The organism is Falsiroseomonas sp. HC035, from assembly GCF_050563525.1.
GTDB lineage: Bacteria > Pseudomonadota > Alphaproteobacteria > Acetobacterales > Acetobacteraceae > Falsiroseomonas.
Map to the genome: position 1 here is coordinate 318,547 of NZ_JBNXUN010000002.1, position 25,434 is coordinate 343,980.

General features: G+C 69.7%; 20 protein-coding genes and 1 tRNA gene. 14 read left to right on the forward strand and 7 right to left on the reverse strand.

Annotation, left to right across the window (positions count from 1 at the left end):
• Window positions 1-536 precede the first annotated feature (536 nt).
• The 4 genes from ACLF3G_RS05930 to ACLF3G_RS05945 are packed head-to-tail and all read left to right on the forward strand — an operon-like array spanning window position 537 to window position 9,624.
• Window positions 537-3,857 (forward strand): maltotransferase domain-containing protein, encoded by a 3,321-nt coding sequence (locus ACLF3G_RS05930; RefSeq protein WP_430668419.1) that lies wholly within the window; start codon window positions 537-539, stop codon window positions 3,855-3,857.
• Window positions 3,854-7,189, forward strand: a complete 3,336-nt coding sequence (treS, locus tag ACLF3G_RS05935; protein ID WP_430668420.1) for a maltose alpha-D-glucosyltransferase — start codon at window positions 3,854-3,856, stop codon at window positions 7,187-7,189. Before ACLF3G_RS05930 ends, treS begins: the two co-directional genes overlap by 4 nt.
• Window positions 7,179-9,332: a 1,4-alpha-glucan branching protein GlgB gene (gene glgB / locus ACLF3G_RS05940; protein ID WP_430668421.1), complete on the forward strand. Its 2,154-nt coding sequence runs from the start codon at window positions 7,179-7,181 to the stop codon at window positions 9,330-9,332. The genes treS and glgB overlap by 11 nt, the downstream gene beginning before the upstream one ends.
• A gap of 58 nt (window positions 9,333-9,390) precedes the next feature.
• Window positions 9,391-9,624, forward strand: a complete 234-nt coding sequence (locus tag ACLF3G_RS05945; RefSeq protein ID WP_430668422.1) for a hypothetical protein — start codon at window positions 9,391-9,393, stop codon at window positions 9,622-9,624.
• A 221-nt stretch (window positions 9,625-9,845) separates the two neighbouring features.
• Here the strand turns inward: ACLF3G_RS05945 and ACLF3G_RS05950 are convergent, their stop codons facing one another.
• Window positions 9,846-10,769 carry an ornithine cyclodeaminase family protein gene (locus tag ACLF3G_RS05950; protein ID WP_430668423.1) on the reverse strand — a complete coding sequence of 308 codons (924 nt, stop codon included), beginning with the start codon at window positions 10,767-10,769 and terminating at the stop codon, window positions 9,846-9,848.
• A gap of 243 nt (window positions 10,770-11,012) precedes the next feature.
• Here ACLF3G_RS05950 and ACLF3G_RS05955 point away from each other — a divergent pair, with 243 nt between their 5' ends.
• The 7 genes from ACLF3G_RS05955 (at window position 11,013) to ACLF3G_RS05985 (ending at window position 19,011) form a co-directional block, all read left to right on the forward strand.
• A complete protein-coding gene (locus ACLF3G_RS05955) occupies window positions 11,013-12,059 on the forward strand; it encodes an amino acid ABC transporter substrate-binding protein (RefSeq protein WP_430668424.1) in 1,047 nt (348 codons plus the stop codon).
• A gap of 146 nt (window positions 12,060-12,205) precedes the next feature.
• A complete protein-coding gene (locus ACLF3G_RS05960) occupies window positions 12,206-13,411 on the forward strand; it encodes an amino acid ABC transporter permease (RefSeq protein WP_430668425.1) in 1,206 nt (401 codons plus the stop codon).
• A gap of 2 nt (window positions 13,412-13,413) precedes the next feature.
• Window positions 13,414-14,556, forward strand: a complete 1,143-nt coding sequence (locus ACLF3G_RS05965) for an amino acid ABC transporter permease (protein WP_430668426.1) — start codon at window positions 13,414-13,416, stop codon at window positions 14,554-14,556.
• 23 nt (window positions 14,557-14,579) lie between these two features.
• Entirely contained in the window at window positions 14,580-15,374 is a 795-nt protein-coding gene (locus ACLF3G_RS05970) for an amino acid ABC transporter ATP-binding protein (protein ID WP_430668427.1), read from the forward strand.
• Between the two features lie 132 nt (window positions 15,375-15,506).
• On the forward strand, window positions 15,507-17,381 hold the full coding sequence (locus ACLF3G_RS05975; RefSeq protein ID WP_430668428.1) for a potassium transporter Kup: 1,875 nt from the start codon (window positions 15,507-15,509) through the stop codon (window positions 17,379-17,381).
• 45 nt (window positions 17,382-17,426) lie between these two features.
• Window positions 17,427-17,813, forward strand: a complete 387-nt coding sequence (locus ACLF3G_RS05980; protein ID WP_430668429.1) for a hypothetical protein — start codon at window positions 17,427-17,429, stop codon at window positions 17,811-17,813.
• Window positions 17,814-17,901: 88 nt separating this feature from the next.
• A complete protein-coding gene (locus tag ACLF3G_RS05985; RefSeq protein ID WP_430668430.1) occupies window positions 17,902-19,011 on the forward strand; it encodes a glycosyltransferase in 1,110 nt (369 codons plus the stop codon).
• A 6-nt stretch (window positions 19,012-19,017) separates the two neighbouring features.
• Here the strand turns inward: ACLF3G_RS05985 and ACLF3G_RS05990 are convergent, their stop codons facing one another.
• The 4 genes from ACLF3G_RS05990 to ACLF3G_RS06005 all read right to left on the reverse strand — a co-directional run bounded on the left by ACLF3G_RS05990 (window position 19,018) and on the right by ACLF3G_RS06005 (window position 21,629).
• A complete protein-coding gene (locus ACLF3G_RS05990; RefSeq protein WP_430668431.1) occupies window positions 19,018-19,605 on the reverse strand; it encodes an SAM-dependent methyltransferase in 588 nt (195 codons plus the stop codon).
• On the reverse strand, window positions 19,602-20,363 hold the full coding sequence (locus ACLF3G_RS05995; RefSeq protein ID WP_430668432.1) for a PIG-L deacetylase family protein: 762 nt from the start codon (window positions 20,361-20,363) through the stop codon (window positions 19,602-19,604). The genes ACLF3G_RS05990 and ACLF3G_RS05995 overlap by 4 nt, the downstream gene beginning before the upstream one ends.
• A complete protein-coding gene (locus ACLF3G_RS06000; protein ID WP_430668433.1) occupies window positions 20,360-21,460 on the reverse strand; it encodes an acyl-CoA dehydrogenase family protein in 1,101 nt (366 codons plus the stop codon). Before ACLF3G_RS06000 ends, ACLF3G_RS05995 begins: the two co-directional genes overlap by 4 nt.
• A gap of 93 nt (window positions 21,461-21,553) precedes the next feature.
• Window positions 21,554-21,629, reverse strand: a tRNA-Ala gene (locus ACLF3G_RS06005).
• Window positions 21,630-21,757: 128 nt separating this feature from the next.
• Between ACLF3G_RS06005 and ACLF3G_RS06010 the strand changes: the two genes are divergently transcribed.
• Window positions 21,758-22,489 carry a CoA transferase subunit A gene (locus ACLF3G_RS06010; RefSeq protein WP_430668434.1) on the forward strand — a complete coding sequence of 244 codons (732 nt, stop codon included), beginning with the start codon at window positions 21,758-21,760 and terminating at the stop codon, window positions 22,487-22,489.
• Window positions 22,490-22,502: 13 nt separating this feature from the next.
• Entirely contained in the window at window positions 22,503-23,153 is a 651-nt protein-coding gene (locus ACLF3G_RS06015) for a CoA transferase subunit B (RefSeq protein ID WP_430668435.1), read from the forward strand.
• 46 nt (window positions 23,154-23,199) lie between these two features.
• Here ACLF3G_RS06015 and ACLF3G_RS06020 read toward each other — a convergent pair whose 3' ends face one another.
• Both ACLF3G_RS06020 and ACLF3G_RS06025 read right to left on the reverse strand, forming a co-directional pair.
• Window positions 23,200-23,694, reverse strand: a complete 495-nt coding sequence (locus ACLF3G_RS06020; protein ID WP_430668436.1) for a hypothetical protein — start codon at window positions 23,692-23,694, stop codon at window positions 23,200-23,202.
• Between the two features lie 127 nt (window positions 23,695-23,821).
• On the reverse strand, window positions 23,822-24,247 hold the full coding sequence (locus ACLF3G_RS06025) for a DUF1489 family protein (RefSeq protein ID WP_430668437.1): 426 nt from the start codon (window positions 24,245-24,247) through the stop codon (window positions 23,822-23,824).
• 140 nt (window positions 24,248-24,387) lie between these two features.
• Here ACLF3G_RS06025 and ACLF3G_RS06030 point away from each other — a divergent pair, with 140 nt between their 5' ends.
• Entirely contained in the window at window positions 24,388-25,380 is a 993-nt protein-coding gene (locus ACLF3G_RS06030) for a TAXI family TRAP transporter solute-binding subunit (RefSeq protein WP_430668438.1), read from the forward strand.
• The last annotated feature ends 54 nt before the right edge of the window (window positions 25,381-25,434 follow it).

Genomic DNA, 25,434 nt, shown 5'->3' on the forward strand with positions numbered 1-25,434 from the left:
CCGTCCTGATGCCCCGCCGCTTGAAGCGCAGTGGCGGGCTTGCGTCCAGATGACCTCCGCACCGTGACAATTGCACAAGGCGACGGAACGAATCCCGCCGGCCGTCGTTCGCGCTGCCAGGAGGCGGCGGCGTCGCTGCCAAAAACGCGGCACTGCCCCGACGAAGGGAACCGACCCTTGATAGCAGAAGTGTTTGTAGTTCCTGAAATATAATGTCTTTTGACAGAATTTCTCAATTCTCGTAGGTTCATGCCAACCATTGAAGATGAGCGGCGCCCGGAATTGAAATGGCGCCGGTCGTATTTCGCGATCTGCTCACGCGATACACCTCATCCTGAGCCTCATCGTACCAAAAATGAAGGAGAAATCCTATGGACATGCTGTCCTTGGAGGCCCGGTCGGGCCGTTTCAGCCATTGCGTTAACATTGATGCGGGAGTGGGTTGATTGGCGGCGCAGCGCCCGGCACAGGCTGCCGCCCGTCCCTCCCGCGCGCCGAAGCGTGCTGCGGCCCCCGCTGCCGCACAGCCCGCGGCTATGACGCCACCTCCGGCCGAGGCTGCCCCAGCCCCCAAGGCAAGGGCCATCTACTACGCCTCGCCCCTGCTGCTGGGCGGCGGCGGGGTGCGCGACGCGCATCTGAAGCGCATTGCCGGCCTCGGCTTCGACACGCTGCTGATCGCCCCGCCGAGCCGGCCCGGCCGCAGCGGCAACCTGTTCGACATCGGCGAGGTGGACCGGCTGCATCCGCTGCTGGGTGAAGGCCCGGTCTCGGACTACCTGGCGGAGCTGTCCCAGGCCGCCGCCGCGCATGGCATGACGCTGTTCGTGGATCTGGTGACGGACCACCTGGCGGCGGATTCGCCGCTGGTGCCGGCGCATCCGGATCTGTTCCGCCCCGGCGGCACGGCGGATGGCCTGCCGCCCGATCCGCGCCGGCCGCTGACCCGGCCGGATGCCACCTTCGCGCAGTTCGACAGCCAGGCGGCGCATGACCAGGCGCTGGCGCTGTTCGGCGGCATGCTGCGCGACTGGGCCCAGGCCGGCGTCACCGGCATCCGCGCGCTGGCGCCGCAGCGCGTGCCGCCCGAGTTGTGGCAGCGCCTGCTGAGCGACCTCCGCGCCACGCATCCGGGCTTCACCGCCATCGCCTGGACCCCGGGCCTTGGGCCGGAACAGGTCACGGCGCTGGGCGAGGCCGGGTTCGACCGCAGCGTCGCCAGCACCCCCTGGTGGGATTGGCGCGCCAGCTGGCTGGCCCGCGAGTATGAGGTCCGCCGCACGACCCTGCCCTCCATCGGGCTGGTGGAGGACCCGGCCGGGCCGCGGCTGCGGCTGCATGGCGCGGATGCCGGTGCCGCTCGCCGCGCGCTGCGCCGGGCGCTCGCCATCGCGGCGGCCAGCGGCGCCGGGCTGATGCTGCCCATGGGGGCCGAGCGTGGCGCCCGCCGCGCCATGGACTTCACCGCCGACCGCCCCTCCGACTGGGATTGGCGGGAGGACCCCGACCAGGCGGAGATGGCCGGCGACGTGGCGGAGGCGCTGGCCCTGCTGCGCGGCTGCGCGCCGCTGTCCCAGCCCGGCCAGATGCTGCCGCTGTCCGGCCCCGGTGCCCCCGTGGTGGCCTTCGCCCGCGCCAGCGGCGGCGACATGCGCCAGGCCGAGGAGGCCGCCGTGGTGGTCGCCACCACCCGTGCCGATGCCGGTGCGACGCTTCTGCCCGACCACATCCTGTCCGCCTTCGACGGCCGCTTCCCGGCGCTGCGCCAGGTCTTCCCCTCGCGGTCGGACGAGATACTGGTGCCCGGCCGGCCGGTGACGCTGCTGGCCGGCGAGCTGCGCATCTATGCCGGCCGCGCCGCACCCACACCGAAGCTGACCCTGCCCGCCCTGACGCAACAGGCCGCCCGCGCCATGCCGCGCGTGGCGATCGAGCGCGTGGCGCCGGCGGTGGATGACGGCCGCTTCGCCGTGAAGCGCCTGGCTGGTGAATCCGTCGAGGTCGAGGCCGACATCTTCGCCGATGGCCACGACAAGCTGGCCGCGGTGGTCGCCTGGCAGGTGCCGGGTGATGCCACCTGGCACGAGGCGCCGATGCTGCGCGGCGTGAACGACCGCTGGACGGGGCGCCTGCCGCTGACCGCGCTCGGCACCCATCGCTTCGTCATCGAGGCCTGGCGCGACCTGTTCGCGAGCTGGCGCGACGAGGTGGAGAAGAAGCACGCCGCCGGCATCCCGGTCTCGCTGGAGCTGCGCGAGGGCATCGCGCTGGTGCAGCAGGCCGCGACGCGGGCCAAGGGCGCCGATGCCGCAACCTTCACAGGCCTGCTCAAGCGGCTGGAAGCCGGTGGTGATGGCGACCGGCTGCATGAGTTGCTGTCACAGGATGCCATCGCGCTGATGGCGCGCTGCGCCGAACGTACGCAGGCGGTGCGGACGAAGCCCTATCCGGTGATGGCGGACCGTCGCGCCGCGGCCTTCGCGAGCTGGTACGAGATGTTCCCGCGCTCCGCCGCCAACGACGTGACGCGGCATGGCACCTTCGACGATGTCATCACGCATCTGCCGCGCGTCCGCGCCATGGGCTTCGACGTGCTGTACTTCACGCCGATCCATCCCATCGGCAAGTCGAACCGCAAGGGGCGCAACAACACGCTGACACCGGGCCCGAACGACCCGGGCAGCCCCTACGCCATCGGTGCGCCGGAAGGCGGACATGATGCGCTGCATCCGGAGCTTGGCGGGCGCGACGCTTTCCAGCGGCTGATCAAGGCCGCCCGCGACCAGGGCCTGGAACTGGCACTGGACTTCGCGATCCAGTGCAGCCCGGACCATCCCTGGCTGAAGGACCATCCCGGCTGGTTCGCCTGGCGGCCCGACGGCAGTCTCCGTTATGCCGAGAATCCGCCGAAGAAGTACGAGGACATCGTCAACGTCGAGTTCTACGCGCCGGATGCCGTGCCGTCGCTGTGGCTGGCGCTGCGCGACGTGATCCTGCACTGGGCGGAGGAGGGCGTGCGCACCTTCCGGGTGGACAACCCGCACACCAAGCCGCTGCCGTTCTGGGAGTGGATGATCGCCGAGGTGCAGGCGCAATTCCCCGACGCGCTGTTCCTGTCGGAAGCCTTCACCCGGCCGAAGATGATGCAGCGCCTGGCGAAGCTCGGCTTCACGCAGAGCTACACCTACTTCACCTGGCGCAACACCAAGGCGGAGATGACGGAATACCTGACCGAGCTGACGCAGACCGAGGCCGCCGACTTCTACCGGCCGCATTTCTTCGTCAACACGCCGGACATCAACCCGGTATTCCTCCAGACCTCCGGCCGCGCCGGCCACCAGATCCGCGCCGCGCTGGCGGCAACGCTGTCCGGCCTCTGGGGCGTCTACAACGGCTTCGAGCTGTGCGAGGCAACGCCGATGCCGGGCAAGGAGGACTACCTGGACTCGGAGAAGTACGAGATCCGCGCCTGGGACTGGCATCGCCCCGGCAACATCATCGCCGATGTCAGCGCGCTGAACCGCATCCGGCGCGAGAATCCCGCCTTGCAGACGCATCTCGGCCTGCAGTTCCTGAACTGCTGGAACGACAACGTGCTTGCCTACCGCAAGATGACGCCGGACCGCGGCAACCTGGTCCTCGCCACCGTCAGCATGGACCCGCACCATGCGCAGGAAGCCAGCTTCGAGGTTCCGCTGTGGGAATTCGGCCTGCCCGACGATGCGGAAGTCCAGGTTGAGGACCTGATGGATGGCCGCGTCTTCACCTGGCGTGGCAAGGTCCAGCATATCCGGCTCGATCCCGGCGTCCGTCCCTTCGCCTTGTTCCGCATCACCCCCCCGGGGAGCCCCGCATGACCACCGCCGCCAATGCCGAAGCCAACACGCCCGGCAACAAGGACCCTTTGTGGTTCAAGGACGCCATCATCTACCAAGTGCATGTGAAGTCCTTTTTCGATTCGAACGATGATGGCATCGGCGACTTCGAGGGCCTGATCCGGCGGCTGGACTACATCGCGGGTCTCGGCGTCAACGTGATCTGGCTGCTGCCCTTCTACCCCTCGCCACGGCGCGACGACGGCTACGATATCGCGGACTACCGCGGCGTCCACCCGGACTACGGCACGATGCGCGATTTCAAGCGCTTCGTGGCGGAAGCCCATGGCCGCGGGCTGCGGGTCATCACCGAACTGGTGGTGAACCACACCTCCGACCAGCATGAATGGTTCCAGCGCGCGCGCCGTGCGCCGAAGGGATCCTGGCAGCGTGACTTCTACGTCTGGCGCGACGACGACAAGGGCTTCGGCGATACGCGCATCATCTTCGTCGATGCGGAGAAATCCAACTGGGCCTGGGACGACGTGGCGAAGGCGTATTACTGGCATCGCTTCTACAGCCACCAGCCGGACCTGAACTTCGACAACCCGCGCGTGCTGCGCGCCATTCTCGACGTCATGCACCTGTGGCTGAAGATGGGCGTGGACGGGCTTCGGCTGGACGCCGTGCCCTACCTGATCGAGCGCGAGGGCACGAACAACGAGAACCTGCCGGAGACGCACGACATCATCAAGAAGGTGCGCGCCGAGATGGACGCGCACTACCCCGACCGCATGCTGCTGGCGGAAGCCAATCAGTGGCCGGAGGATGTGAAGGACTACTTCGGCGACGGCGACGAATGCCACATGGCGTTCCACTTCCCGCTGATGCCGCGCATGTACATGGCGATCGCGCAGGAGGACCGTTACCCGGTCACCGACATCCTGCGCCAGACGCCGGCGATCCCACAGACCTGCCAATGGGCGATCTTCCTGCGCAACCATGACGAGCTGACGCTCGAGATGGTGACGGAATCGGAACGAGACTACCTGTGGAACACCTACGCGACGGACCGCCGCGCCCGCATCAACCTCGGCATCCGCAGGCGCCTGGCGCCGCTGCTGGAACATGACCGCCGGCGCATCGAGCTGATGAACGGCCTGCTGCTGTCGATGCCCGGTACGCCGGTGATCTACTACGGCGACGAGATCGGCATGGGCGACAACATCTTCCTCGGCGACCGGGACGGCGTGCGCACGCCGATGCAGTGGTCTCCCGACCGCAACGGCGGCTTCTCCCGCAGCGATTTCGCCCGCCTGGTGCTGCCGCCGGTGATGGACCCGATCTACGGCTTCCAGGCGGTGAACGTGGAGGCGCAGCGCGCCGATGCGCACAGCCTGCTGAACTGGACGCGCCGGATGATCACGGTGCGGCAGACCCACGCCGCAACCTTCGGCCGCGGCGAATACCGCTTCCTGTACCCCGGCAATCGCAAGATCCTGGCCTACATGCGCGAGCATGACGGGGAATCCATCCTTTGCGTCGCCAACCTCTCCCGATCCCCGCAGGCCGTCGAACTGGACCTGGCGCAGTGGCATGGCCGCGTGCCGGTCGAAATGCTCGGCCGCACGCCGTTCCCGCCGATCGGCGACCTCACCTACCTGCTGACGCTGCCGCCCTACGGCTTCTTCTGGTTCGTGCTGGCGGAGGAACACGCGCTGCCGAACTGGCACACGCCGACGCCGCAGCCGATGCCGGAACTCGTCACCTTCGTATTGCGCGACGGGCTGCGCACCGCCTTCGGCGATGCCGACCGCAAGGTGTTCGAACAGCAGGTGCTGCCGGCCTACCTGCCGCTGCGCCGCTGGTACCACGGCAAGGGTACGAAGCTGGCCGAGGCGCGCGTGCTGGAAGCCGTGCAGATGCCGACGCCGGACGGCGAGATGGTGCTGCTGCAGGTGGAGACCGCACCGGGCAGCACGGACCGCTACATGCTGCCGCTGGCCGTGGTGTTCGAGGACCAGGACCGGCCCTCCGCGCTGTCGGTGCAACTCGCCCTGGCGCGCGCGCGCCGTGGCCGCCGCGTCGGGCTGGTGACGGATGCGATCTCCCGCGATGCCTTCACCCGCGCCATGCTGTCCAACCTGGCATCCGGCGCCACGCTGAAGGCCGGCAGCGGCGAGATCCGCTTCCGCCCGACGCCGAGGCTGGGTGAGCTGGAGCTGGATTCGGAAGCCGCGATCTCGCGCTTCGGTGGCGAACAGTCGAACAGCACGGTCATCGTCGGCGACGTGGTGCTGAAGATCGTCCGCCGCACCTTCGTGGGTACGCATCCGGAAGCCGAGATGGGCCGCTACCTGACGGGCCCCGGCGGCTTCGAGGGCACGCCCGCCTTCCTCGGCGATGTCGTGCAGGTGGAGCCGGACGGGCAGGAACGCCTGATCGCGGTGGCGCAGGCCTTCGTCCGCAACCAGGGCGATGCCTGGACCTGGACGCTGGCCCAGCTCAACCGCCTGCTGGACGATGCGCTGGTGCATGACGGCGTGGCCGGCGATGCCACGGCGGTGGCGGAGGCGGCGCAGCCGCTGGAGACGCTGGCCCCCTTCCTCGCCACGCTCGGCCGCCGGGTTGGCGAGATGCACCTGGCGCTGGCACGGGACACGGAGGACACCGCCTTCGCACCTGAGCCCTTGCAGGCGTCCGATGTCGAGGACTGGACCGCGACCGCCGTTCGCGAAGCCGCGGCGGCGCTGGACCAGTTGGCGACGCGCACGGAGGATCTGCCGCCGGACGCAGCCCTGTCCGCGGCCGCGTTGCTGGAAGGCCGCGAGACACTGCTGGAGGCGATCCGCGCCCTCGGCCAGCCCCTGCAGGGCGGGCTGAAGACGCGCATCCATGGCGACCTGCATCTCGGCCAGGTGCTGGTGGCCGCCGGCGACGCGGTGATCGTGGACTTCGAGGGCGAGCCACTGCGCCCGCTGGAGGAGCGCCGCGCCAAGGGTCCGCCGGCGCGCGACGTGGCCGGCATGCTGCGCAGCCTGGACTACGCCGCCGATGCCGCGCTGCGCGGCCTGGCGCCACAGCCGCCCGGCTCGCCGGATGTCCGCGTCGCGCTGGTGGAACGCTGGCGCGTCGCGGCACGCGAGACCTTCCTCGGCGGCTACGACACGGCCATCGGCAACTCGCCCGCCTGGCCGAGCGATGCGTCTGAACGGCAGGCCTTGGTGAAGCTCTTCGTCGCTGCCAAGGCCGCCTATGAACTGACCTACGAGCTGGCGAACCGCCCGGCCTGGGTCGGCATTCCGATCGCCGCGCTGCTGGCGCTGGCGGGCATCGCGGTGCCGCAGCAGGGAGACGATGCGCATGGTGCATGACCTGAACGCCGCGATCCCGGCCATCGTCGAGGGCCGCCACGGCGACCCCTTCGCCGTGCTCGGCCCGCATGGCAAAGAAGTGCGGGCCTTCCTCCCCGGTGCGCGTGGCGTCGAGGTCATCGGCGCCAACGGTACCTCGCGGGGCACGCTCGCCCGCCGCCACGATGCCGGATTCTTCGCTGGAGAAATCTCCGGCACCGGCGCCTATCGCCTGCGCATCGACTGGCCGGGCAGCGTGCAGGAGACGGAGGACACCTACGCCTTCCCGCCGCTGCTCGGCCCGCTCGACCTGCACCTGATCGCGGAAGGCCGGCATCGCGAACTCGGCCGCGTGCTCGGCGCCCATGCCGTGACGGTGCAGGAAATTCCGGGCGTGCGCTTCGCCGTCTGGGCGCCGAACGCGAAGCGTGTCTCCGTCGTTGGCGACTTCAACGGCTGGGACGGCCGCCGCCACCCCATGCGGCTGCGCATCGAGGCCGGCGTGTGGGAAGTGTTCATCCCGCGCATCGGCCCCGGCAGCCGCTACAAGTATGAGGTCGTCGGCCCGGATGGCGTAACGCTGCCGCTGAAGGCGGACCCCTGCGGCGGCCAGGCGGAACTGCCGCCGGCGACCTCCTCCATCGTGCCGGAGCCGCCGCCGCCGCGGCATCGCGAGGGCCATGGTCCCTCCCACGCACCCGACGCGCCGATCAGCGTGTACGAGGCGCATGCCGGGTCCTGGATGCGCCACGAGGACGGCACGCGCCTGACCTGGGACCAGCTTGCGGACCGCATGATCCCGTACGTCGCCGGCATGGGCTTCACGCATATCGAGCTGCTGCCGATCACGGAACATCCCTTCGATGGCAGCTGGGGCTACCAGCCCGTCGGCATGTTCGCGCCCACGTCGCGCTTCGGCCCGCCGGATGGCTTCCGGCGCTTCGTCGATCGTGCACATGCGGCCGGCATCGGCGTGATCCTGGACTGGGTCCCGGCGCACTTCCCGACCGATGCGCATGGCCTCGGCCAGTTCGACGGCACCGCGCTGTACGAGCATGCGGACCCGCGGGAGGGATTCCACAAGGACTGGTCGACGCTGATCTACAATTTCGGCCGGCACGAGGTGCGCGGCTACCTGATTGCCTCCGCCCTGCATTGGCTGCGCGAGTATGGCTGCGACGGCCTGCGCGTCGATGCCGTGGCGTCCATGCTGTATCGCGACTATTCGCGGAACGAGGGCGAGTGGACGCCCAACATCCATGGCGGGCGGGAGAACCTGGAGGCGATCGCCTTCCTCAAGGAACTCAACGAGGCGGTTGCCGAGCACGCGCCCTGGGCCACCGTGATCGCCGAGGAAAGCACCTCCTTCCCCAAGGTCTCGGCACCGGTTTCCGAAGGTGGGCTCGGCTTCGGCTACAAGTGGAATATGGGCTGGATGAACGACACGCTGCACTACATGCAGCGCGACCCGGTGCATCGCGGCTTCCACCACAACGCCATGACCTTCGGCATGGTCTACGCCTTCAGCGAGCGCTTCCTGCTGCCGATCTCCCATGACGAGGTCGTGCACGGCAAGCGCAGCCTGGTGAACAAGATGCCGGGCGACCGCTGGCAGCGCTTCGCCAATCTACGCGCCTATCTCGGCTTCATGTGGGGGCATCCCGGCAAGAAGCTGCTGTTCATGGGCAACGAGGTGGCGCAGGAACGCGAATGGAACCACGACGCCGAAGTGGACTGGAACGCGCTGGGCGACCCCATGCATCTCGGCGTGCAGCGCCTGGTGCGGGACATGAACCGCCTGCTCACCGGCCTGCCCGCGCTGTACCGCAAGGACACGATGCCCGAGGGTTTCAGCTGGCTGGTGGCGGATGACAGCCGGAACAGCGCCTACGCCTTCCTGCGCCACGGCGCGGAAGACGAGCAGCCTGTGCTGGTGGCCTGCAACTTCACCCCGGTACCGCGCCACGACTACCGCATTGGCGTGCCGCGCCCCGGGAATTGGGCGGAACGGCTGAACTCGGACGCCGCGGAGTATGGCGGCTCCGGCCAGGGGAATGGCGGCGTGGTGATGGCGGAGCCGGTTCCGATGCACGGCCACGCGCATTCGGTCGCGCTGACGCTGCCGCCGCTGGCCACCCTGATGCTGACGCCGATGGAAGGCTGACCGCAACCGGCCGCGCCGGGCCCGCGTTGAACGCCCTCAACTGAGCGGGAGCCGCAGCATGGACGACAAGGACAGGGCAGGCGAGGCCCGGGGCGCCGAGGACGCGTTGCGTCCTACGTTGCCCGGCGGCGAGCGGGTGCGGGAGGGTGAGAGCGGCAGCGAGCCCGAGAAGGCCTCCGGCACCATCGACCGGCCGATCCAGCCCGGCGCGGTGCAACCGGGCGAAACCATGGAACAGGCGCAGCTTCGCGGCGGGCCGGTGGACATCGCGCCGGAGCGCCCGCGGCGCTGAGGGCGCGTCGGTTGCGTTGACAGCCTTCCTGGTGACGGTGGCGCCCGCGAAGGCGGACGTCATCTTCACCTTTCGTCAGGTCCAAGGCAGTCTGGCCTTCGGCACCTTATCCTCCACCATCGCCCGCCAGCTCTTCCAGGGTGGCCCGCGCACCTTCAGCGGCCAGACCACCACGACGACTGCGGCGGATGCGGCGGCGGACTGTCGCGCCCTGGCCGGCCTCAGCCATAGGCCAGGGAGGCAGCGGCCAGATCCTCCCCGGCCCAGCCGACGGACTTGAAGACCGTCACCTCGGCCGGCGTCGTCCGGCCGGGGTGTTCGCCGCGGCAGAGTTGCGCCAGGTCCGCCACCACATGCGCCTCGGTGATGGCGCCCTCGGCCACCGCCTGCACCAGGTCACCGGCCTCGGCCAGGGCGCCGGCCCGCGTGTCCACCACCAGCGTGGCACGCGCCAGCAGGGCGCCGTCGCTTTCCCGCATGGTCGGCCGGAAGGCGCCGACAAGATCGACATGGGTGCCCGGGTCCACCGCCGCGCCACAAACCAGCGGCACCTCGGACAGGGTGGCGGCGCTGACGATGTCGAAGCCGCGCGGATTGGCCTCGGCCATGGCGCGGGCCGGCAGGCCGTGCGCCTTGAGGCGATCCGCCAGCGCCCGGGCATGCGCCGGGTTGCGCGACCAGATCGCCGCCTCCTCGATCGGGAAGCGGTCGCACCAGGCTTCCGCCAGCGCGGCGCCGACGCGGCCGGCGCCCAGCACCAGCAGCCGCCGGCTGTCCGGCCGCGCCAGGAACCGCCCGGCTAGGGTGCTGGCGGCCGCGGTGCGGCGGTCCGTCAATTCGCCGCCATCCAGCATCGCCAGCGGCTGGCCGGTGGCGGCATCCGACAGCAGGTAGACCGCCTGCACCGCCGGCAGGCCGCGGGCGCCGTTGCCGGGGGCGACATGCACGATCTTCACGCCGGTATGCCGGGCATTCCAGGCCGGCATCAGCAGCAGCATCCCCTCCGCCGCCGCGCCGGCGGGCGGCAGCGCGTGGCGGTGGCGCAGCGGCGCTGCACAGCCGTCCCGGAACACCGCCTCCAGCGCCGCCTCTAGGCCGGCCCAGGGCAGCGCCGCCCGGATTTGCTCCGCCGAGATGATCCGCATCCGCCCTGTCCCTGCTGCCCGACAGGGACGCTGTCGCATCCCGCATCGTGCGGTGCAACAACGCGGATCGGCTTTGCGTCACAGGTTTGACAGCGCCTTTCCGCCCCACTAGGCGAGCACGGGCGCGCGCCAATTTGCGCGTTGATCCAGGCCCGGGGCGGGCGCAGCATGCCAGCATGCGGCCGTCCGGACCGGTTCACCGAAGGGCCGGACAGGCCGCAAGAGAATGAGGGAGTTCACGGAATGAAGGCACTTCGCCTTAGCTTGAAGGGCGCCATGGCCGGCGCCGCGCTGATGGCCGCCTCGGCCCTGGCGCCCGCCGCGGCGCAGGCCCCGGCCGCCGGATCGCCGACGCTGGACGCGATCCGCGCCCGCGGCACGCTGATCTGCGGCGTCAACACCGGCCTCGCCGGCTTCGCGCAGCCCGACAGCCAGGGCGTTTGGCGCGGCTTCGACGTCGACTATTGCCGTGCCGTCGCGGTCGCCCTGTGGAACGACCCGAACAAGGTGCGCTACGTGCCGACCACGGCGCAGAACCGCTTCACCGCGCTGCAGTCCGGCGAAGTGGACATGCTGGCCCGCAACACCACCTGGACGCTGTCGCGCGACACCTCGCTCGGCTTCGACTTCACCGGGATCAACTTCTTCGACGGCCAGGGCTTCATGGTGAAGACCGCCGCCGGCGTGCGCACCGCGCGCGACCTGAACGGCGCCACCATCTGCGTGCAGCCCGGCACGACCACCGAACAGAACCTGACCGATTGGGCGCGCGCCAACCGCATCCGCTTCACCCCGGTGGTGATCGAGCGGCTGGAGGAAGTGGTGGGCGCCTATGTCGCCGGCCGCTGCGATGCCTACACGACCGACGTCTCCGGCCTCGCCTCCACCCGTTCGGCGCAGCCGCGCCCGGCCGAGCACATGATCCTGCCGGACGTCATCAGCAAGGAACCGCTTGGCCCGGCAGTGCGCCACGGCGACCAGCGCTTTGCGGACCTGGTGAAGTGGGTGCATTTCGGCCTGGTCGGTGCCGAGGAACTGGGCATCACCGCGGCGAATGTCGCCCAGGCGGCGCAGTCCGACGCGCGGCCGGACGTGCAGCGCATGCTGGGCCGCAGCGGCGAGCTCGGCCAGATGCTCGGCGTCGACAATCTGTGGATGGTCAACATCATCCGCACGCTCGGCAACTACGGCGAGATCTTCGAGCGCAACCTGGCGCCGATCGGCCTGCAGCGCGGCCCGAACGCGCTGTGGACCAATGGCGGCCTGCAATACGCCCCGCCGATCCGCTGACCTGAACGCCCCCTCCCCCCCACCCGGGGGGAGGGGGTTCTTTCGGGGCCGCGGCCCCGGACTTGCATGACCTGCGTGCCCGACCACGCTCACGCCTGCCGCCGGGAGCCAACCCGCCGGATCCGATGCCATAGCAGGGATGCTTCATGTCCTCATCGACCGCCGATCCGCGCCTCGCCAAGGCCGGGCCGCCCCGACGACCGATCCGCCTGTCCTGGTCCGATGAACGCCTGCGCGGCATCGTCTGGCAGCTTCTTGTGGTCGGCGTGGTCGGGGCCATCTTCTACTGGCTGTGGTCCAACACGGTGCACAACCTGGAAGTCCGCCGCATCGCGACCGGCTTCGGCTTCCTCGGCCGGGAAGCGGGCCTGCCGATCGGCGAGAGCCTGATCGCCTACGACCCCACCGACACCTACCGCCGCGCCCTGACCGTCGGTGTGCTGAACACCCTGAAGGTCGCGGTGGTCGGCGTGGTGCTGGCCACCATCCTCGGCACGCTGATCGGCATCGCCCGGCTGTCGCACAACTGGCTGCTGTCGAAGATCGCCGGCCTGTATGTCGAGATCATCCGCGACCTGCCGCTGCTGCTGCAGCTTCTGTTCTGGTACACCCTGCTGCAGAGCCTGCCGGGGCCGCGCCAGGCGCTGAACCCGGTGGACGGCGTGGTCCTGTCCAACCGCGGCCTGCTGCTGCCCTTCATCGAATGGATGCCGGCGCACAACTGGGCCCTGGTCGCCTTCGTCGCCGGCGTTATCGGCACGCTGCTGTTCAAGCGCGTGATGCGGGCGCGGCAGTACGCCGACGGCCAGCCGCGACGCGTGTGGCCGGCGGCGCTGGCGCTGATGATCGGCCTGCCGCTGCTGGTCTGGATCGCAAATGGCGCGCCTTTCACGCCGGATATCCCGGCGCTGCGCGGCTTCAACTTCCAGGGCGGCCTGTCCATGACGCCCGAGTATTTCGCCCTGCTGCTCGGCCTCGTGACCTACACCGCCGGCTTCATCGCGGAGATCGTGCGTGCCGGCATCCAGGCGGTGAACCAGGGGCAGTGGGAAGCCGCCCAGGCGCTCGGTATGCGGCGCGGGGATATCCTGAACCGGATCGTGCTGCCGCAGGCGCTGCGCGTGATCATCCCGCCGATGACCAGCCAGTACCTGAACCTGACCAAGAACAGTTCGCTCGCCGTCGCTATCGGCTACCAGGACATCGTCAGCATCGCCAACACCACCCTGAACCAGACCGGTCAGGCAATCGAGGGCATCGCCATCATCATGGCGGTCTACCTGACCATCAGCCTGTCGATCAGCTTCTTCATGAACTGGTATAACTCGAAAATCGCGCTGGTGGAGCGTTGAGCATGAGCGACGTCACGCTGAATGCCGCGACCGCCAACGCGGAAGCCGCCCCCCGCACCGCCCCCGTCGCCACCACCGGCACGGTGGCCTGGCTGCGCACCAACCTGTTCTCCTCCTGGATCAACACCGCCGTCACGCTGGTGCTGGCCTACCTGGTCATCCGCTGGACCATGGGCTTCATCGACTGGGCCTTCATCAACGCCATCTGGTCGGTGCCGATGCAGGGCAACGTGGCGCAGACCCAGGCCTGCCGGGCGCTGGAAGGCTCCGGCGCCTGCTGGGCGGTGATCGGGGAGAAGCACCGTTTCATCCTGTTCGGCACCTACCCGTATGAGGAACACTGGCGGCCGCTGCTGGTCTGCCTGCTGTTCATCGGCCTGTATGTCGTCTCCGCCATGCGGCGCTTCTGGTCATGGGTGCTGATCCCGATCTGGATCGGCACGCTGACGCTGATCGGCGTGCTGATGTGGGGCGGCGTGTTCGGCCTGTCCTACGTGCCCCAGGAACGCTGGGGCGGCCTGCCGATCACGCTGATCCTGTCCACCTTCGGCCTCGCCTTCGCCTTCCCGCTGGCGGTGCTGGTGGCGCTCGGCCGGCGGTCGAAGCTGCCGGCCATCAAGATGCTCTGCGTGCTGTACGTGGAACTGGTGCGCGGCGTGCCGCTGATCAGCCTGCTGTTCATGGCCAGCGTGATGTTCCCGCTGTTCCTGCCGGAGGGCATGAACATCGACAAGCTGCTGCGCGCCCAGGTCGCCATCACGCTGTTCGCCGGCGCCTACTTGGCCGAAGTGGTGCGCGCCGGCCTGCAGACCCTGCCGCGCGGGCAGTACGAGGCGGCGGACGCGCTCGGCCTGTCCTATTGGTACAAGACCGGCTTCATCATCCTGCCGCAGGCATTGCGCCTGGTGATCCCGCCCCTGGTGAACACCTTCATCGGTTTCTTCAAGGATACGAGTCTCGTCCTTATCATCGGGATCTTCGATCTGCTGACGGCCGGCAAGACCGCCATCGTGGAGCCCGTCTGGCAGGGCTTCGGGATCGAGGTCTACGTCTTCGTCGGCGCCATCTACCTGGTCTTCTGCTTCGCCATGTCGAAGTACAGCCAGGACCTGGAACGCGACCTCAACCAACATCGCCGCCGTTGAAGCGGGCTAGGGAAGCAGAACAAATGGGTGAGACCATCGAGACCGAGGGCCGCTTCGCCTCCGCCATGCGGGCCGACGCACCGCCCGCCATCGTGCTGGAAGGCGTCAACAAGTGGTTCGGCGCGCTGCACGTGCTGCGCGACATCAACCTCAACGTCGGCACCGGCGAACGCGTGGTGGTCTGCGGCCCCTCCGGCTCCGGCAAATCCACCATGATCCGCTGCATCAACCGGCTGGAGCAGCACCAGCAGGGCAAGATCATGGTGGACGGGATCGAGCTGTCCGACGACCTGCGCAGCCTGGACGCCATCCGCCGCGAGGTCGGCATGGTGTTCCAGTCCTTCAACCTGTTCCCGCACCTGACCATCCTGGAAAACTGCACCCTGGCGCCGATCTGGGTGCGGCGGATGCCGAAGAAGGAGGCCGAGGAGCTGGCGATGGAATACCTGACCCGGGTGCGCATCCCGGAACAGGCGAAGAAGTACCCCGGCCAGTTGTCCGGCGGCCAGCAGCAGCGCGTAGCCATTGCCCGCGCGCTGTGCATGAAGCCCAAGATCATGCTGTTCGACGAGCCGACCTCGGCGCTCGACCCGGAGATGATCAAGGAGGTGCTGGATACCATGGTGATGCTGGCCGAAACCGGCATGACCATGATCTGCGTGACGCACGAGATGGGCTTCGCCCGGCAGGTGGCCGACCGCGTGGTTTTCATGGACCAGGGCGAGATCGTGGAGAGCGGGGAGCCCGAATCCCTGTTCAGCAACCCCAAGACCGATCGCCTGCGCCTTTTCCTGAGCCAGATCCTGCGCGGCCACTGAGGGCGGCGCGGCCGCGGAACGGTCAAGGCCCGCCCGGCACATGTCGGCGCAACCCTGCCACGCCCGGACGCGCTTGCACCGCCCCGGGCGTGGGGCCTATGCCTTGGACGGTTCCGCCTCTGGAGCGATATCTTGAGCCATACTCCCGCAGCCGAGCGTCCGGTGACCTTGGCAGCGCTGATCGGCGTGCTGGGTGTCGTCTATGGCGACATCGGCACCAGCCCGCTCTATGCCCTGCGTGCCTCCCTGCTGCATTTCTCCGCCGATGGGATCGAGCGGTGGGAGGTGCTGGGCCTGCTCAGCCTGATCTTCTGGGCGTTGGTGCTAACCGTCACCGTCAAATACGTGCTGTTCATGCTGCGCGCCGACAACCGCGGCGAAGGCGGCATCCTGGCGCTGATGGCCCTAGCGCAGCGCCATGCGCGGTCCGAGCGCGGTCGCTGGATCGTGGCGTTGATCGGCATCGCCGGTGCCAGCCTGTTCTTCGGCGACGGCATCATCACCCCGGCGATCTCCGTGCTCTCGGCAGTGGAGGGGCTGAAGGTCATTTCCCCGGCTTTCGAGGATGCGGTGGTGCCCATCGCCCTGGTCATCCTGCTGGCGCTATTCCTGGTGCAGTACCGCGGCACTGGCAGCATGGGCGCCATCTTCGGACCGATCTGCGCTCTTTGGTTCGCCGTCATCGGCCTGCTGGGGCTGATCGAGGTGGTGCAGGAACCGGAGGTGCTGGTGGCACTGCTGCCGACCTATGCCATCAACTTCTGCCTGCACTACCACCTGGCCGCCTTCATCGCCTTCGGCTCGGTCGTGCTGGCGGTGACGGGGGCGGAGGCGCTGTACGCCGACATGGGGCATTTCGGCCGCAAGCCGATCCAACTGGCCTGGGTGGCGCTGGTGCTGCCGGCCCTAGCGCTGAACTATTTCGGCCAGGGCGCGCTGCTGCTGTCCAATCCGGCGGCGATCGAGAACCCCTTCTTCCTGCTGGCCCCGGAATGGCTGCGGCTGCCGCTGGTGGTGCTGGCGACCATGGCGACGATCATCGCCAGCCAGGCGATGATCTCTGGCGCCTTCTCCATCGCCCGGCAATGCGTGCAGATGGGCTTCCTGCCGCGCCTGACCGTGCAGCACACCAGCGAAACCGAGCAGGGCCAGATCTACCTGCCGCAGCTCAACATGATGATGCTGATCGGCGTCGTCATCCTGGTGCTGGAATTCAAGAACAGCGACAGCCTGGCGGCGGCCTATGGGCTGGCGGTGACGGGGACCTTCGTCTGCACCTCCTGCCTCGCGCTGCTGGTGTTCCGGCGTGCCTATGGCTGGTCCTGGGTCCTGGTGCTGGCCGTGTTCGGGCCGCTGCTGCTGATCGACCTCGCCTTCTTCGTCTCGACGGCCCTGAAGATCCCGGAAGGCGGCTACGTGCCGCTGATCCTGGGCATCGTCATCTTCACCCTGATGCTGACTTGGCGGCGGGGCCGGGACCTGCTGTTTGCCCGGTTTCGCCAGGACAGCCTGCCGCTGAAGTCCTTCCTGGCCCGCCTGCCGCAAAGCCGCACCCTGCGGGTGCCCGGCATCGCCGTGTTCATGACCAGCCAAGCGGATTTCGTGCCCGGTGCGCTGCTGCACAACCTCAAGCACAACAAGGTGCTGCACCAGCGGGTGTTGTTCGTGACCGTGATGAACGAGGACATCCCCCGCGTCGAGGACCGGCGGGAGGTGACGGAACTCGCCCCCGACATCCACCGCGTCATCCTGCGCTACGGCTTCCTGGAAAGCCCCAACCTGCCGAAGGAGCTGGAGGCGCTGCGCGACATCGGCATCCCGTTCGAGCCGATGCAGGCCAGCTACTTCCTGGGGCGCGAGACGGTGGTGGCGGCCGCGGTGCCGAAGATGCCGCGCTGGCGGCAGTGGCTGTTCACCATCATGAGCCGCAACGCCCTGCCGGCCACGGAATTCTTCCGCATCCCCTCCGACCGCGTGGTGGAGCTTGGCGTGCGCGTCGCCATTTGAACCGATCCTCGGCGCCGGGCGTTCAACCGGCCTACTGGAGAAGGAATGGCCGGATTGTCCGCGGCGAAGCTGGTTGACGTGACGCTGGTGCGCACCTGGAGCCCGGCCGCGCCGGAGGACCAGGGCGCCCACCGGATCACCTTCGGCATGGCGCTCGACGCCCATGGCGGACCCGATGCCGAGGCTTGGCTGGCCGACCCCAACCCCTGGCCGGCGCGGCGGGAGTCGAGTTCCGGCTCCAACCTCGCGGGTGATGTCGCGCATGACGAGGAAGGATGGTCGCTGCGCTTCTGGCCCGAAGGCAGCCAGGCCTCCGAGGCGCCGCTCGCCCGCATCCTGGGCGGCCCCGGCTGGCTGCGGCCCGGGGAGGTGGTGACGATCCGGGAGCCGGACGGGGCGGAGGCAGCCTGGCGGGTGGTGGCGGTGGGCTGATCGCGCGACACCGAAACCTTCACGGTGTGGCAGCGTTCGGCCACGGATGTTCCAGGCTGCAGGACCGAAGCGCGAGGACTGCAGCCCATTGCGGGCGGCCATCGCGATTCCCGCCCACAACGAAGCGGGCCGCCTGCCGGCCTGCCTCGGCGGCCTTGCCGCGCAACGGCTGCCGCAAGGGGGCTGGGACGGAATCGGCGTGCTGGTGCTGGCCAACAACTGCACCGATGACACCGTGGCCCAGGCGCGCGCGTTGGAAGCGGCGCTGCCGTTCCGCCTGATCCTACGGGACGTGATGCTGCCCGAAGCCTCCGCCGGCCAGGCGCGCCGCCGGGCCATGGCCATGGCCGCCTCCCTGGTGGCGGAGGATGGCGCGCTGCTGACGACCGATGCCGATGCGGTGCCCGATGCGGGCTGGCTGGCCGGCAACCTAGCCTGGCTGGCCGCGGGCGCGGATGCGGTCGCCGGCGCCATCCGCCTGGATTCCGCCGAGGCGGCGCAACTGCCGCCGCTGCTGCGGGAGCAGATCCGGGCGGAGGAGCGCTATGCCCTGCTCCTCGACCGCCTCGCCAGCCTGGTCGATCCGGAGCCGATGGACCCCTGGCCGCGGCACTCCCGGCAATCCGGCGCCAGCTTGGCGCTCACGCGTCGCGCCTGGGCGCGGATCGGCGGCGTTCCGGACCAGCCGGCGGGGGAGGATCGCGCCCTGGTTGCCGCTCTGCGGCGCGCCGGGCTGCGGGTGCGGCACGCGCCGGAGGTTCGCGCCACGGTCTCCGCCCGGCTCGATGGCCGTGCCGCCGCCGGCATGGCCGAAACCCTGCGCCACCGACTGCTGCGTGTCGCGACCACGGCCGACGATCGGCTGGAGCCGGTTGGCCAGGCGCTGTTCCGCCTGCGCTGCCGTGCCCGGTTCCGGCAGGCCTGGCAGCTACGCGCGGCCGATGGCACCGCCCCGCTGCCGGCAGCGCTGGCCGGGCTGGCCGCCGCGACACTGCACCGTGCTCTCGGCGCCGCGAGTTTCTGGGCCGGCTGGGAACAGGTGGAGTCCGCGTCGCCGCACCTGGCCCAGCAGGTTCTGCCCCTGGCCGCGCTCCGCACCGAAAGCCTGGCGGCGCGCGGCATGATCACCGCGCTCAAGTCGCGGTCGGATGCCCTGCCCCATTCGACCAAGGCGCGAACCCTGGCTGGCGGAAGCTGAAGGCGATCAGAGCCGCAGCAGGTCGAGCCGGTATTCGGGCTGCCGGTCCTGCCGCAGGATGCGGACCTTCGGGCCCAGCGCCGCGATGAAGGCCTCCGCGGCGGCATCGCCGGTCATCGGGTAGTCGGTCTCGCCGGTCCAATGTACCGCAAGGATGTCCGCGCCCGGCGCCGCGGTCTCGCGGACCCGGCGGGCCAGATCCGCCACCTCGGCCGCTTGCAGGTAGTAGATCACCTCCGACAGCAGGATCAGGTCGAAGGGTCCATCAGCCTGGGGTCCTTCAGCCTGGGGCCAATCGCCTGGCACCCAGGCGCGGCGGATGCGGACCTGCGGCAGCGCCGCCACCCGCAGCCGCGCCTGCTCCAGCGCCGCCTCCGCCCCGTCCAGCGCCAGCAGCGCCTCGCAGCGCGGCGCCAGCAGCGCGGTCAGCACGCCGATGGCGCAGCCGACCTCCAGCGCCCGGCCGTAGCGCGGGCGGGGCAGGGCGGCGAGCGTGGCAGCGTATTTCGCGCGTTCATATGGGCTGGTCTCGAAGGCCCATGGGTCGGGCGACTTCGCGTACAGCGCGTCGAAGTAATCGACCGGCAGGCTCATGCCAGCACCAGTTCTTCGGGCTGCTGGAACAGCGCCAGCGCCTCCGGCCCCAGGCGGAAGCCGGTGGGGTCGTCGGCGATCAGCCCGGTGGTCTGCGAGCGGTGCGCCGCCACAGCGAGCCGCTTCGCCGCCAGGTGCCGGCCGGCGCTGAAGCGCCAGCCCTGCGGTGCCCCCTCCGGCTCCGGCTCCGCACCCAGGCCGAAGCCGGGCGGCGGCGTAACGAAGGCCCAGCCCCAGACGACATAGGACCGCAGCCGGGCCTTGCAGCCGGCCGCCAGCGCCACGGCGATGGCTGCGGTCGCCGCGTGGTCCGCATGCGGGTCATGCCGCCACGGGCCGAGCACTATCGCGGGCGCGAAAGGCACAAGGCCCCGCAACGCCTCCACCGCGGCGGTCCGCGGCGCGCCGCCTGTCGGCACCCCGCAATCGGGCAGGCCGAGGAAGGACAGGTCCCGCGCAGGGTCCAGGCCGAGTTCCGCCACCGCCGACCGCGCCTCCGCCTGCCGCAGGGCGACCAGCCGTTCCGCCGGATGGGTACGGGAGCGTGGGTGGGAAAGGCGCCCGTCGCTGACAACGACGACATGCACAAGGCGGCCTTCCGCGGCGCAGGCCGCCAGCAGCGCACCGCAGCCCAGGCTTTCGTCATCCGGATGCGGCGCCAATACCAGCAACGGGCCGGCGCCGCCGAGCGCCTCGGCCGGATCCGCCGTCAGCGGCAGATCCGCCTGCGCCCGGCGCAGCCACGCGCCAGCCTTCACGCCCAGATCTCACCGGCCGGACCTGGGGCATCGAGCAGATGCGCCGCCCCCGCCGCCAGGGCCCCATCCGGCCCGGGCTGGCGCAGATAGGTGGCAAGGTCGCGGCACAGCCGCTGCAAGGGATGCGCCGCCATGAAGGCCTGCAACCCGACGGAGCGCTGCGCCAGTTCCAGCAGGTCCAGCGCCGCCCGTTCCACCGCGCTGCGTGCCAGGTTGGTGTAGGCGGCGCCATCCGCGGCACCTCTCTCCGCCCGGCCTGCCGCCGCCTCGACCCACAGCCGCGCGGATTCCACGGCAATGGCGGCCTGGCCAAGCCGGGCCGCCTGGTTCGGGTCGCCGCCGCGCCCGGTGCGCCGGTGGTGCGCCAGCAACTGCTCCAGCACCGCCTCCATCCCGCCGCACTGTACGGCGGCGAAACGCCAGGCACCGGCGGAGAAATCGGGCTGCGTCGCGTAGGCCCCCGGCGCGCCGATGCGTGACGCTTCGGGCACCGCGATCCCGTCGAAATCCATGGCGCCGGAAACCGACGCCTTCATGCCGAGCGGCGTCCAGCCGGACAGGTCCGCGCGTTCCCCTGGCTGAAGCTCCAGCAGCAGCATCTGCGGCGGCGCGTCGGGCGCCGTCCGCGCCGTCACCAGGGCCCGCGGCACATGGCCAGCGCCTGAGCACAGGATCTTGCGGCCGGAGAGAACGCCCTCCCGCAGCATCAGCGGCGCCGCGGTGTCATCCGTGTTCCAGACGGCGAACAGGTGCCCGGCCGCCGCATCCCGCCCGGCCTGCCGGCGCTGCCCGGCATCGGCATGCCGCAGAACCAGGCGCAGCGCGTTGACATGGCCCTCGTACAGCCGGCCGAGCGGCAGGCTGGCGCGGCCGATCCGGCGCAGGGCCAAGGCGAGCGCCGCGGCGCCCTCCGGCGCGGTGCCGAGGCCGTCCAGCGGGGCGCGCAGCAGCCCGATGCCGGCCAGGGCGGCGATGCCAGCCTCGGGGAAGCGGCCATCGCGGTCACCCTGTTCGGCCTCCGCCTCCAGCCGTGAGTGGAGCGCACCGAGGGCCTGGAGTGGCGCGGGTTCGGAAAGCCTGGGGGGAAGGATGTCCATTGCAAAGGACAACGACGTCGGGGGCCGAAAGATGCCGCACGCCCCAAAAGCGAAACCGCCAGCCCCGGTGACGGAACTGGCGGCTCGAAAACCTGGTGGAGCCAAGGGGAGTCGAACCCCTGACCTCTTGAATGCCATTCAAGCGCTCTACCAACTGAGCTATGGCCCCGCACGCAGTCGCGAGGCGCGCCGTATAGCCCTGGGTCCGAAGTGGCGCAAGCCCGGCTTCCCCCCTTTCGGAGCGGCGCGGAGGCGCATAGTTTCCCGCCATCACGGGCTGAGGGCGACAGGCGGGCCATGGGCAAGATCTATGCGGATGCGACGGCGGCGCTGGCGGGCCTGCTGCGGGACGGCATGACCATCATGTCCGGTGGCTTCGGCATCAGCGGCATCCCCTCCGTCCTGATCGAGGCAATCCGCGAAAGCGGCGTGAAGGACCTGACCGTGGTCTCCAACAATGCGGGCATCGACGATGCCGGCCTCGGCCTGCTGCTGCACACGCGGCAGATCAGCAAGATGATCAGCAGCTACGTCGGCGAGAACGCGACCTTCGCGAAGCAGTACCTGGCCGGCGAACTCGCCATCGAGTTCAACCCGCAGGGCACGCTGGCGGAGCGCATCCGCGCCGGCGGCGCCGGCATCCCCGCCTTCTTCACCAAGACCGGCTACGGCACGGCCGTGGCGGAGGGGAAGGAGACGCGGGAATTCGATGGCGAGCACTACGTGATGGAGCGGGGGCTGTTCGCCGACCTCGCCATCATCCACGCCTATATGGGGGATCACGAGGGCAACCTCGTCTATCGGAAGACGGCACGGAACTTCAACCCGATCATGGCGACCGCCGCCCGCGTCACCGTCGCGCAGGTGGAGCATCTGGTCCGCCCCGGTGAGATCGACGCCGACCACGTCCACACGCCCGGCATCTTCGTGAAGCGCATGATCGCGCTGCCGGCGGATTTCCAGAAGCGCATCGAACAACGCACGGTCACCAAGCGCCCCGCGCCCGCCGCCGCCGGCGCGACCGCCTGAAGGAGACGAGAAAATGCCCTGGACCCGCGATGAGATGGCGGCGCGCGCGGCGCGCGAACTGCAGGACGGCTTCTACGTGAACCTCGGCATCGGCATCCCGACGCTGGTGGCGAACCACGTGCCCGCCGGCATGACCGTGCAGTTGCAATCCGAGAACGGAATGCTCGGCCTCGGCCCATTCCCCTTCGAGGGGGAGGAGGACCCGGACCTGATCAATGCCGGCAAGCAGACCATCACCCAGTTGCCCACCAGCAGCTTCTTCGACAGCGCCCAGTCCTTCGGCATGATCCGCGGCGGGCATATCGACCTGTCCATCCTCGGCGCGCTGCAGGTGGCGCAAAATGGCGACCTGGCGAACTGGATGATCCCGGGCAAGATGGTGAAGGGCATGGGTGGCGCCATGGACCTGGTCGCCGGCGTCAAGCGCGTGATCGTGCTGATGGAACACACCGCCGGCGGCAAGCCGAAGCTGCTGCGCGAATGCACCCTGCCGCTGACCGGGCGCCGGGTGGTGGACATCGTGGTGACCGAGCTCGGCGTCTTCGGCATCGACAAGAAGGGCGATGCGCCGATGCGGCTGCTGGAGATCGCGCCCGGCGTGACCGAACAGGAAATCCGCGAAAAGACCGAGGCAGCCTTCGAGACGGCGCTGGTCGCCGCCTGAAATCCACGGCGCCGCGGGCCCGCCCCGCGGTGCCGTCTGCTGGCGCCTACTGCAACTGCGGCTGGCGGTCCTGCTGGTAGCGCAGGCGATCGTCTTCCAGGATCCGGCGCAGGCGCTGCAATTCCCGTTCCCGGTCCGCCAGGGACCGTTCCCAGTCGCCACCACCCACGGAGGCCGCCTGGCGCTGCGGCGTGGACCGCGCCGGCAGGGCGGCGCTTTCACGTTCCACCGGCGGCGCGGCACGACGCACCGTGCGGCGTGGCGGGGTGCGGCGCTGCGCGCGCGGCGGCGTCGTGGCCACCGGCGGCGGCGGGACCCAATCCAGCAGCGGGATCGGGCCACGCGCCGTGGAGTCGGCCACCGGCGCGCCGCGCGAGGAGAAGCTCGGCGGCGCAGGCGCGCGCTCCCGGAAGGTCTCAAAATCGGTGATGGTCGAACTCAGCAGATCCCGCCCCGGCGCAGAATCATTCCAATGCTGGGCCGTGGCCGGCAGGCTCAGTAGCAGCCCCAGCGGCAGGGTCAGGAGGGCAAAACGGCGCATGGCGCGATCCCGATCGACGACGGAAAATTGACGGCAGGTTGAGCGAAGATGACCGCAGCGGCGGTTGCGCACAAGCTTCCAATTCGTTGCGGCGCCAGCATTTGCCGCGCTGCGGGATGCGGCGGGCTCAGATCAGGCAGAGCGCCTCAAGCTCCCGCCGCAAGGCCGGCGGCAGCGCGTCCATACCATCCGCGGCCAGCGCCGCCCTCGGCGCATCGGGCGGCGCGGCGGCAGGCTCCAGGTAACGCCAGCCCTGGAACGGCTTCTGCGGCCGGGGCTGCAGCAGCACCAGCTCCGGGTCGAGCACCAGGCCGGCGCAGGCGGTGCCGTCGTCCCAGCGGTCCTCGCGCACCTCAAGGATGCGCTGCCGCACGCGGATCAGGCCAGCCAGCACCCAGTACAGGGAGCCACCCTCGACCAGTTCCGCCGCCCGCTTCGGCACCATACGTGTCTGATGCCGCAGCGGCGGGTCGAGCACGGCGCGGCGTGCCTGCCCGGCGGCGAGTTCCGCCACCTCCTTCGGCCCGACGCAGAGTTTCAGCAGGTGCAGCATGCCGGACTGCATGTGGCCTGCGGCCGAGTCCCGGCAAGCCCGTTCAACAGTGTATGTCGACACAACGGGCCTGAAAGCTTGCCTCAGGCGGTGATCCGGGGTTAATCGGAAGCAACGAAACTGTCCAAGGGAGACAAACCATGCGCCGCCGCCACCTGCTTGCCGCCACGGCCCTGGGTGCTGCCGCCCCCCTTCTTTCGACACCCTCCCTCGCACAGCCGAAGAACGCGTCCTGGCCGCGCGCCCTGAACATGGGCACCGCCGCGCCGGGCGGCACCTACGCGCTGTATGGGCCGGCCTGGGGCCAGTTGGCGCAGGAAGCCACCGGCGTGCAGATCTCCTACCGCACGACACAGGGTCCGAACCAGAACATCATCCTGGTGAACCGCAAGGAAATCGAGCTCGGCATGGCCACGATGGGCGTGGCGCTGCAGGCCTGGAACGGCGTCGGCGCCTGGACCCAGGGCAACCGCTTCCGCGACATCCGCGCGCTGTTCCCGATGTACGACACGCCCTTCCACGGCATCGCCCTGAAGCGCACCGGCATCACGAAGCATGCCGACCTGAACGGCAAGAGCGTCGGCGTCGGCCCGCGCGGCGGCACGCCGGGCACCTACTACCCGCAGATCCTGACGGAACTCGGCATCACCCCCTCCGCCGTCCGCTACGGCTCCGCCTCCGACCTTGTGGGCCAGATCCAGGACGGGCTGCTGGACGCCTTCCTCTTCGCCTCCGGCGTGCCGGTGCCGGCCTTCAGCGAGATCGAGGTGCAGGCCGAGGTGAACTTCCTGGACTTCACACAGGAGGAAACCGCGAAGCTGACGGCGAAGTATCCGGAACTGGCCGCGGGGTCGCTGCCCATGGGCACCTACCGCACGCAGCAGAAGCCGCTCGGCATCGTCGGCATGTACAACTTCGCCATCGCCCACAAGTCGATCCCGGACGACCTGGCGTATGAGATCACCAAGTCCGTGCTCGGCCAGAACGCCCGGCTGAAGGCGGCGATCGCGGCGGCGTCGGAGACGCTGGCGGCGAACTGGACCAAGAACACCTTCCTGCCCTTCCACCCCGGCGCCGCGCGCTACCTGCGGGAGAACGGGCAGGCGGTGCCGGACAACCTCGTCATGGCGTGACCATCGCGGCCCCGGTCACCGCCGGGGCCGCCTTCGGCCTTCCGTTCACGGGAT

What these genes read in the sequence shown, in the direction of transcription:
- treS (WP_430668420.1), top strand. Translation starts at nt 3,854, where the DNA reads ATGACCACCGCCGCCAATGCCGAAGCCAACACGCCCGGCAACAAGGAC.
- ACLF3G_RS05950 (WP_430668423.1), bottom strand. Translation starts at nt 10,769, where the DNA reads ATGCGGATCATCTCGGCGGAGCAAATCCGGGCGGCGCTGCCCTGGGCC.
- ACLF3G_RS06020 (WP_430668436.1), bottom strand. Translation starts at nt 23,694, where the DNA reads ATGCGCCGTTTTGCCCTCCTGACCCTGCCGCTGGGGCTGCTACTGAGC.
- ACLF3G_RS05960 (WP_430668425.1), top strand. Translation starts at nt 12,206, where the DNA reads ATGTCCTCATCGACCGCCGATCCGCGCCTCGCCAAGGCCGGGCCGCCC.
- ACLF3G_RS05955 (WP_430668424.1), top strand. Translation starts at nt 11,013, where the DNA reads ATGAAGGCACTTCGCCTTAGCTTGAAGGGCGCCATGGCCGGCGCCGCG.
- ACLF3G_RS05970 (WP_430668427.1), top strand. Translation starts at nt 14,580, where the DNA reads ATGGGTGAGACCATCGAGACCGAGGGCCGCTTCGCCTCCGCCATGCGG.
- ACLF3G_RS06030 (WP_430668438.1), top strand. Translation starts at nt 24,388, where the DNA reads ATGCGCCGCCGCCACCTGCTTGCCGCCACGGCCCTGGGTGCTGCCGCC.
- glgB (WP_430668421.1), top strand. Translation starts at nt 7,179, where the DNA reads ATGGTGCATGACCTGAACGCCGCGATCCCGGCCATCGTCGAGGGCCGC.
- ACLF3G_RS06010 (WP_430668434.1), top strand. Translation starts at nt 21,758, where the DNA reads ATGGGCAAGATCTATGCGGATGCGACGGCGGCGCTGGCGGGCCTGCTG.
- ACLF3G_RS06000 (WP_430668433.1), bottom strand. Translation starts at nt 21,460, where the DNA reads ATGGACATCCTTCCCCCCAGGCTTTCCGAACCCGCGCCACTCCAGGCC.
- ACLF3G_RS05980 (WP_430668429.1), top strand. Translation starts at nt 17,427, where the DNA reads ATGGCCGGATTGTCCGCGGCGAAGCTGGTTGACGTGACGCTGGTGCGC.
- ACLF3G_RS05930 (WP_430668419.1), top strand. Translation starts at nt 537, where the DNA reads ATGACGCCACCTCCGGCCGAGGCTGCCCCAGCCCCCAAGGCAAGGGCC.
- ACLF3G_RS05945 (WP_430668422.1), top strand. Translation starts at nt 9,391, where the DNA reads ATGGACGACAAGGACAGGGCAGGCGAGGCCCGGGGCGCCGAGGACGCG.
- ACLF3G_RS06025 (WP_430668437.1), bottom strand. Translation starts at nt 24,247, where the DNA reads ATGCTGCACCTGCTGAAACTCTGCGTCGGGCCGAAGGAGGTGGCGGAA.
- ACLF3G_RS05965 (WP_430668426.1), top strand. Translation starts at nt 13,414, where the DNA reads ATGAGCGACGTCACGCTGAATGCCGCGACCGCCAACGCGGAAGCCGCC.
- ACLF3G_RS06015 (WP_430668435.1), top strand. Translation starts at nt 22,503, where the DNA reads ATGCCCTGGACCCGCGATGAGATGGCGGCGCGCGCGGCGCGCGAACTG.
- ACLF3G_RS05990 (WP_430668431.1), bottom strand. Translation starts at nt 19,605, where the DNA reads ATGAGCCTGCCGGTCGATTACTTCGACGCGCTGTACGCGAAGTCGCCC.